The organism is Streptomyces sp. NPDC057424, from assembly GCF_042803315.1.
Classification (GTDB): domain Bacteria; phylum Actinomycetota; class Actinomycetes; order Streptomycetales; family Streptomycetaceae; genus Streptomyces.
The window spans coordinates 183038-190240 of the sequence record NZ_JBHVCP010000009.1; the positions used below are offsets into that span (position 1 = coordinate 183038).

The following is a 7203-nucleotide window of genomic DNA, read 5'->3' on the forward strand; positions in this document are numbered from 1 at the left end:
TTGGCTTTTGGTCAGACCCCCGGAGTTCGGACCATCACTCATCCGTGGTGATGTGCCGCACGGCAGTATGAGCCGTCACCCGTTCGGGGAATGCTCCCCTCTTCGGTCGGGGCCCGGACGTCCCGCCCGAGCCCCGAGGCCCCACCTGGTCCGGGTCCGCTCGCCCCGGACCCGGCGGCTCACGCCGGTCGCGACCGCAGCCCCTCCAGCAGGATGTCCAGCAGCCGGGCCGACGCGGCCGCCTGCTGGGCCGCGTCCGGCAGCGAGGGAGCGGCTGTGGCGATCACCAGCAGCACGTCCGACACCGACACGTCCGCCCGCAGCTCACCCGCCGCACGCGCCCGGTCCACGAGCTGTCCGACGACCTCGAGTAGCGCCGACGTCCCGGCGTCGTCGCCGGCCGCGACCGCCGGTACCGAAGCGACCGCGACCGGCTGGTCCGGCACCAGCCGCAGCTCCGTCGTACCTGGCTGGGTCCGCTGCTGCGGCACCCGCGGGCCGGCGGCGCCGTCCTCGACCGAGACCCGCAGCACCTGCGGCGGCAGCAGCCGCCCGGCGCCGGAGGCCACCGACGTCCGCAGGAAGCGCGACAGCGCCGACCACGGCTCGTCCTCCTGCCCGAGCGCCGCACGCGCCTGGTCGGTCAGCCGGGAGGTCTCCTCCTCGGCTATCCGCCGCACCAGGACGTCCTTGCTCGGGAACCGCCGGTACACCGTGCCCACACCGACCCGCGCGCGCCGCGCCACGTCCTCCATCGGCGCGCCGTACCCCAGCTCGCCGAAGACCTCGCGCGCCGCCCTCAGCACGTGCTCCAGATTGCGCTGTGCGTCCACGCGCAGCGGCGTCGTCCGCGACACGTCGCGTCCGCTGCCCGCCGCCGCGCTCATCGTCATGCCACCCGCCGCGACTGCGGACGCGGGCGACCAATGAGAGTCCTGAACATGCATAAGCATTCCCCCGGTAATGACGTCTCCCCCCGGAGACACTCCCCGCCATTCGATGCCGGGACGAGGGAACGGCTCGGGTCCGCGGGCCCGCCCGTCGCGGACCCGGTGAGCACATCCCCCTACACCCCGTCGACACACGAACATAGTTGAGAGGGAGTCAATTCAGAAGGGGCAGGTTCCGCACGGAGCGCCCACCGATCGGAGTACGGGCCGCATACGTCCCGAATGTGCCCCCGCGAGCCCCCCGCACCACCCCATCTGACCTGCATTTATGCATCGAGGGTCGCGATTCCGGCCAACTCCGCGCGCGCTCCCGCTCCGGTCACACAATTCGTCGGGGCTGTGGACAAACGCAAGCGACGGGTGCGTCATGGGATGGTGAAGGAACGTGCGCGCATTCTCGTTGTCGGTGGCGGCTACGTCGGGATGTACACGGCCCTGCGCCTGCAGCGCAGACTGAAACGGGAACTGGACCGGGGCGAGGTGGAGATCACGGTCGTCACCCCCGACCCGTACATGACCTACCAGCCGTTCCTCCCCGAGGCCGCCGCGGGCGCGATCTCCCCCCGCCACGTCGTCGTACCGCTGCGCCGCGTCCTCGACCGGTGCCGGATCCTGATCGGCGAGGCCACCGCCGTCGACCACGCGAAACGCACCGCCACCATCACCACCCTCGCCACCTCGGAGGAGGGCAGGGGCGGACAGCGGCTGTCCTACGACGAACTCGTCCTCGCCCCCGGCTCCGTCTCGCGCGCCCTGCCGGTCCCCGGCCTCGCCGACCACGGCATCGGCTTCAAGACGCTCGAGGAGGCCATCGGCCTGCGCAACCACGTCATCGAACAGATGGACATCGCCTCCTCCACCCGCGACCCCGCGATCCGCGACGCGGCCCTCACCTTCGTCTTCGTCGGCGGCGGCTTCGCGGGCGTGGAGGCACTCGGCGAACTGGAGGACATGGCCCGCTACGCCGCGCGCTACTACCACAACGTCCAGCCCGAGGACATGAAGTGGATCCTCGTCGAGGCCTCGGACCGCATCCTGCCCGAGGTCGGCGAGGAGATGGGCCGCTACACCGTTACCGAACTGCGCCGCCGCAACATCGACGTCCGCCTGCGGACCCGGCTCGAGTCCTGCGCCGACCGGGTCGCCGTCCTCAGCGACGGCGCCCGCTTCCCCACCCGTACGGTCGTCTGGACGGCCGGCGTGAAACCCCACCCGGTACTCGCCGCCAGCGACCTGCCCCGCAACGGCCGCGGACGCCTGAAGTGCACCCCGGAACTGTCGGTCGACGGCACCACGCACGCGTGGGCCGCGGGAGACGCCGCCGCCGTCCCCGACGTCACCGCCGGGGAACCGGGCCGCGAGTGCGCCCCCAACGCCCAGCACGCCGTCCGCCAGGCCAAGGTCCTCGCCGACAACATCGTGCACACCCTGCGCGGTGAACCTCTGGAGAGGTACGAACACGCCTACGCCGGATCGGTCGCCTCCCTGGGCCTCCACAAGGGAGTGGCCCACGTCTACGGGCGCAGGCTCAAGGGCTACCCCGCCTGGTTCATGCACCGCGCCTACCACCTCAGCCGCGTGCCCACCTTCAACCGCAAGGCGCGCGTGCTCGCCGAATGGACCCTGGCCGGCCTGTTCAAACGGGAGATCGTCTCCCTGGGTTCACTCGAACATCCCCGGGCGGAGTTCGAACTCGCGGCCGGTGGAAAGCCTTCTCCAGACCCCCCGCACAACCCGAAGGGGTCGTCCTGACCGGACCCAGGAACTCCAGCGGCCGGCCCGGCGTCTGACGGATGTCGGTCCGGTCCGCGCCCTGCCAGACTGGTCCACCACCGCGGGCGTGCCACCCCACGTCCCGGTGCGGGCCTCCGGGCCCCGGCCGGTTCCGGTGCCGGCCGCCGACCACTACACGAGGCAAGGATTCGTGAACTTCACGCGCTGGAGCGCCCGGCTCCCCGGAACGCAGCGCCGCGCCGCAGCGCGGACCGAGCAGACGGCCTCCCCGGACCGGCGGGGGGAAAGCTCCGTACCCGCCGCCCGTGCCGAACAACTGACCGACGAGACACCGTCCGTACCCGCCGTCGACGAACTGCGGGTGCGTGAGGTCCTCGACCGCGTCCCGTCCCTCGTCGCCCTGGTCCACGGCCCCGACCACCGCATCGCCTACGTCAACGACGCCTACACGACCGCCTTCGGCGTACGCGCCCTCGGCGAACGCGCCCGCGAGGCCCTCCCCGAGCTCGACGCCCTCGGCCTGTTCCCCCTCCTGGACCAGGTCCAGCGCAGCGGCAAACCGCGCACGGTCAAGTCCCGCAAGGCCCCCGACGGCCGCTCCTACACCTTCACCTGCACTCCGGTCGCCCAGGGCGACGGCAAGGGCGGCAGCGACGGCCGCGGCGTCCTCGTCTTCGCCACCGACGTCACCGACCACGCCGAAGCCGCAGAGCGCCTGCGCGCCAGCGAACGCCGCCAGCGCGAAACAGCGGTGACACTCCAGAGATCACTGCTCCCCCAGGAGCTCGAAGAACCCGACGACCTGCGCATCGCCGCCACCTACCACCCCGGCGGCACGGAAGCCGCCGTCGGCGGCGACTGGTACGACGTCATCACCCTGGGCGGCGGCCGCACGGCCCTGGTCATCGGCGACGTCATGGGCCGGGGTGTCCGCGCGGCGGCGGTCATGGGCCAGCTCCGCACGGCGGTCCGCGCCTACGCCCGCCTCGACCTCCCCCCGCACGAGGTCCTCCAGCTCCTGGACGGCCTGGCAGCCGAGATCGACGCCAACCAGATCGCCACGTGCGCGTACGCCGTCCACGACCCGAACGAGGGCAGGCTGATCTACTCCTCGGCGGGCCATCTCCCGATCCTCGTCCGCGACGAGACCGGCACGGTCCTGCGCGCCGACGAACCCACCGGCCCCCCGCTCGGCACCGGCGGCTGGATGCACACCTCGGGCTCGGCCCCCCTCGCCCCCGGCTCCACGGCCGTCCTCTACACGGACGGCCTGGTCGAGCGCCGCGACGCCGACCTGGACGAGGGCATCGCCGCCCTGGAACGCGCCCTGGCCGGCGCCACCGGCACACCCCAGGTCGTCTGCGACCGCCTGGTCCGCTCCGCTGGCGTGACCCCCGACCACGACGACGACGTGGCCGTCCTGGTCCTCCAGCACCCCGCCCGCACGGGCCCGGAGAGCGAACTCTTCCGCAACGCCGCCCTGGAACTCCTCGGCGGCGTGGAAGCGGCCCCCCGCGCACGTGCCTTCGCCTCCGGCGTCCTGACCAGCTGGCGCTTCCCCGCAGACCTGCACGACCTGGGCGTCCTGGCCACCAGCGAACTGGTGGCCAACTCCCTCCAGCACGGCACCCCGCCGATGCGCCTGCGCCTGCGCCGCACCGACCGCCGGCTGATCATCGAGGTGACCGACGGCGACGACCACCTCCCCCGACGCCGCCGCGCGGAACCGGGCGACGAATCGGGCCGGGGCATCGCCATCGTCGCCACGATCGCGTCGAGTTGGGGCTGCCGCCGCACACCCGGCGGCGGCAAGGCGGTCTGGTGCGAGTTCGCCCTGCCGCGCACGCAGCCGATGTGACGGGGCCGGGGATCAGACGTCCGCGGAAACGGGCGCCCCGCCCCGCGCCACGACCCGGCTCTTCCCGAGCCACGGCTGGTCCTGCACGTCGGTCAGCTGCCGCCCCAACCGCACGGCCAGCACGGTGATCCCGAGCGAGAACACCAGGAACGCCACGATGTACGGCGCGTGCAGCGACGCCCCCAGCGGCCCGCCCACCGCCGGACCGACGGCCAGCGCGAGCTGCTTGACCAGGGCGAACGCGGAGTTGTACTGCCCGGCCATCCCCTCCGGCGCGAGATCCGCGACCAGCGGGGCCACGGTCGGCGACAGCATCGCCTCACCCAGCCCGAACAGCGCGTACGTGGAGACGAACGCGGCCGTCGCCATCTCCTGGCTCCCGTGCCCGAGCCCCGCGTACCCGGCGACGGCCCACGCCACGGCCCAGATCAGCCCGACGGCGGCGATCACCCGCGACCGCCGGCGCCGCTCCACGAACCGCAGCACGGCGAACTGCGCGACGACGATCATCAGCGTGTTGGCGGCGAGCGCGGTCCCGAGCGCGGTCGTCGAGATCCCGGCGGCCTCGACCCCGTACGCACTGAGCCCCGACTCGAACTGGCCGTAGCAGGCGAAGAACAGGACGAAGCCCAGCACGCACAGCTGCACCATGGCCCGGTTGCCCAGCAGCTGCTTCCAGTTGCCCCGCCCCGACGCCTCGGGCGCGTCCTCGATCCGCGGCGCGTGCGGCATCCGCACGGTCGTCATCACCACGACGAGCAGCAGGAACATCGCCGCCTCGATCGCGAAGAGCAGTGTGAAGGAGGCGGCGCTCGACGTGTCGACGAGGTGCCCGCCGATGAGGCCACCGACGCCGAGCCCGAGGTTCTGCAGGAAGAACTGCGTGGCGAAGGCGCGCGACCGCGTCTCCGCCGACGAGCAGTCCACGATCATCGTCGCGAGCGCCGGCTGCATCACGGCCTGCCCGGCCCCCAGCAGGGAGGCCGACACCAGCACGGCCGGCGCGCTGCTCGTGATCCCCAGACTGAACGCACCCAGAGCGGCGGTGACCAGGGCGGCGAGCAATACCGGCAGCGGGCCCCGCCGGACGATGGCCCGCCCGGCGAACGGCAGCACGACCAGCGCGGCCACAGCGAAGACGGCGAGCACGAGACCCGCCGTCATGGACCCCAGCCCTCGCACCTGCGCCACATAGACGTACAGGTACGGGACCGTGAAGCCGAGCCCGAACGCGCTGAGTGCGTTACCCACGTGAATCCGGCGCATCGCTGCGCCCATCGCCCTGGTCACGTTCACCTCTCTCACAAGTTAGGAATGAAGACTTCGAAACTAAAGTTCGAAGCTAAAGAGTACATACCCAAGGACTTCAAGGCAAAGGGCTGCCGTGCGATACTGCGCTCATGGGCGACACCCCCGGCCCCAGCGAGCCGACCCTCGAAGAGCAGATCGCCGCGTACCAGCGCGAGTTCCAGGACCTCGACCCCCAGGTCGAGCAGATCGTCTCGGCACTGTCCCGCCTGAACCGCCGCATGAACGTCGCCTACGGCCGTCAGACCTCGGCCCTCGGCATCACCAACGCGGAGTGGGAGGTCCTCAAGGCGCTCGTCCTCTCCGGGGCCCCCTACCGCCTGGGCCCCAGCGACCTCGCCAAGCGCCTCGGTCTGACCCCGGCCGCGATGACTCACCGGATCGACCGCATGGTCGCCGAATCTCTGGTGACTCGTGAGCGAGACGAGTCGAACCGGGTACGCGTCATCGTGGAGCTGACATCGGAGGGGCGAGAGAAGTGGCTGGAGGCGATGCGCCTGGCGTCGGTCTTCGAGGAGGACCTGCTCCAGGACCTGACCTCCGACGAGCGCAGGGCACTGGGCGAAGTGCTCACGCGCCTGCTGCGGCGGGTGGAGGATGCCCAGCCGGACGCCGGCGGACGTCTCACCGACCTGGACTGAGGCCCGGGCCGAAAAGATCTTGACAGAGGTCGCTTGACAGCCCTCTGGCGGATCCGTATAGTTCTTCGGGTTGCCGCGGAGCCGTAACGGTTCTTCGACAGCACTTCCGCCGCAGCAGCGGCACCCAAACCACCAGCTCGACCTCCCGACCGGGTTGATTTCGGCGTGCCCGAATTCAATTCGAATTGGGACTCGACGACCTGATCGACTCCGAACGGCTTCGATTTGGGAATCGCCGAGAGAGCGCGCTAAGGTTGGGAACGTCGGAACGGCCCAACAGCCGCGAAGGCAAACCCCGCTGACCGGGGATCAGGCCCGAAAGGATCTGATAGAGTCGGAACCGCCGGAAAGGGAAACGCGGAAGCGGGAACCTGGAAAGCACCGAGGAAATCGGGTCGGAAAGATCTGATAGAGTCGGAAACGCAAGACCGAAGGGAAGCGCCCGGAGGAAAGCCCGAGAGGGTGAGTACAAAGGAAGCGACCGTTCCTTGAGAACTCAACAGCGTGCCAAAAGTCAACGCCAGATATGTTGATACCCCGTCTCCAGCTTCAGCTGGGGCGAGGTTCCTTTGAAGAAAACACAGCGAGGACGCTGTGAACGGTCGGGCCTATTCCGCCTGACTGTTCCGCTCTCGTGCGTGTTCATCCCGATTACGGGAAAACATTCACGGAGAGTTTGATCCTGGCTCAGGACGAACGCTGGCGGCGTGCT

5 protein-coding genes and 1 rRNA gene (1 of these 6 running past the window's edge) are annotated in these 7203 nt (G+C 70.7%); 4 read left to right on the forward strand and 2 right to left on the reverse strand.

Annotation, left to right across the window (positions count from 1 at the left end; genetic code table 11):
- Window positions 1-179: 179 nt before the first annotated feature.
- Window positions 180-947: a TetR/AcrR family transcriptional regulator gene (locus ACFU3E_RS11345; RefSeq protein WP_384154977.1), complete on the reverse strand. Its 768-nt coding sequence runs from the start codon at window positions 945-947 to the stop codon at window positions 180-182.
- Window positions 948-1322: 375 nt separating this feature from the next.
- Here ACFU3E_RS11345 and ACFU3E_RS11350 point away from each other — a divergent pair, with 375 nt between their 5' ends.
- On the forward strand, window positions 1323-2702 hold the full coding sequence (locus ACFU3E_RS11350; RefSeq protein ID WP_384154979.1) for an NAD(P)/FAD-dependent oxidoreductase: 1380 nt from the start codon (window positions 1323-1325) through the stop codon (window positions 2700-2702).
- Between the two features lie 172 nt (window positions 2703-2874).
- Window positions 2875-4542 (forward strand): SpoIIE family protein phosphatase, encoded by a 1668-nt coding sequence (locus ACFU3E_RS11355; protein WP_384155003.1) that lies wholly within the window; start codon window positions 2875-2877, stop codon window positions 4540-4542.
- A 12-nt stretch (window positions 4543-4554) separates the two neighbouring features.
- Here the strand turns inward: ACFU3E_RS11355 and ACFU3E_RS11360 are convergent, their stop codons facing one another.
- Window positions 4555-5820, reverse strand: coding sequence for an MFS transporter (locus tag ACFU3E_RS11360; RefSeq protein WP_384155005.1), 1266 nt, complete (start codon window positions 5818-5820; stop codon window positions 4555-4557).
- Window positions 5821-5942: 122 nt separating this feature from the next.
- Here ACFU3E_RS11360 and ACFU3E_RS11365 point away from each other — a divergent pair, with 122 nt between their 5' ends.
- A complete protein-coding gene (locus ACFU3E_RS11365; RefSeq protein WP_384154981.1) occupies window positions 5943-6491 on the forward strand; it encodes a MarR family winged helix-turn-helix transcriptional regulator in 549 nt (182 codons plus the stop codon).
- A 664-nt stretch (window positions 6492-7155) separates the two neighbouring features.
- Window positions 7156-7203, forward strand: a 16S ribosomal RNA gene (locus ACFU3E_RS11370) (it continues 1478 nt past the right edge of the window).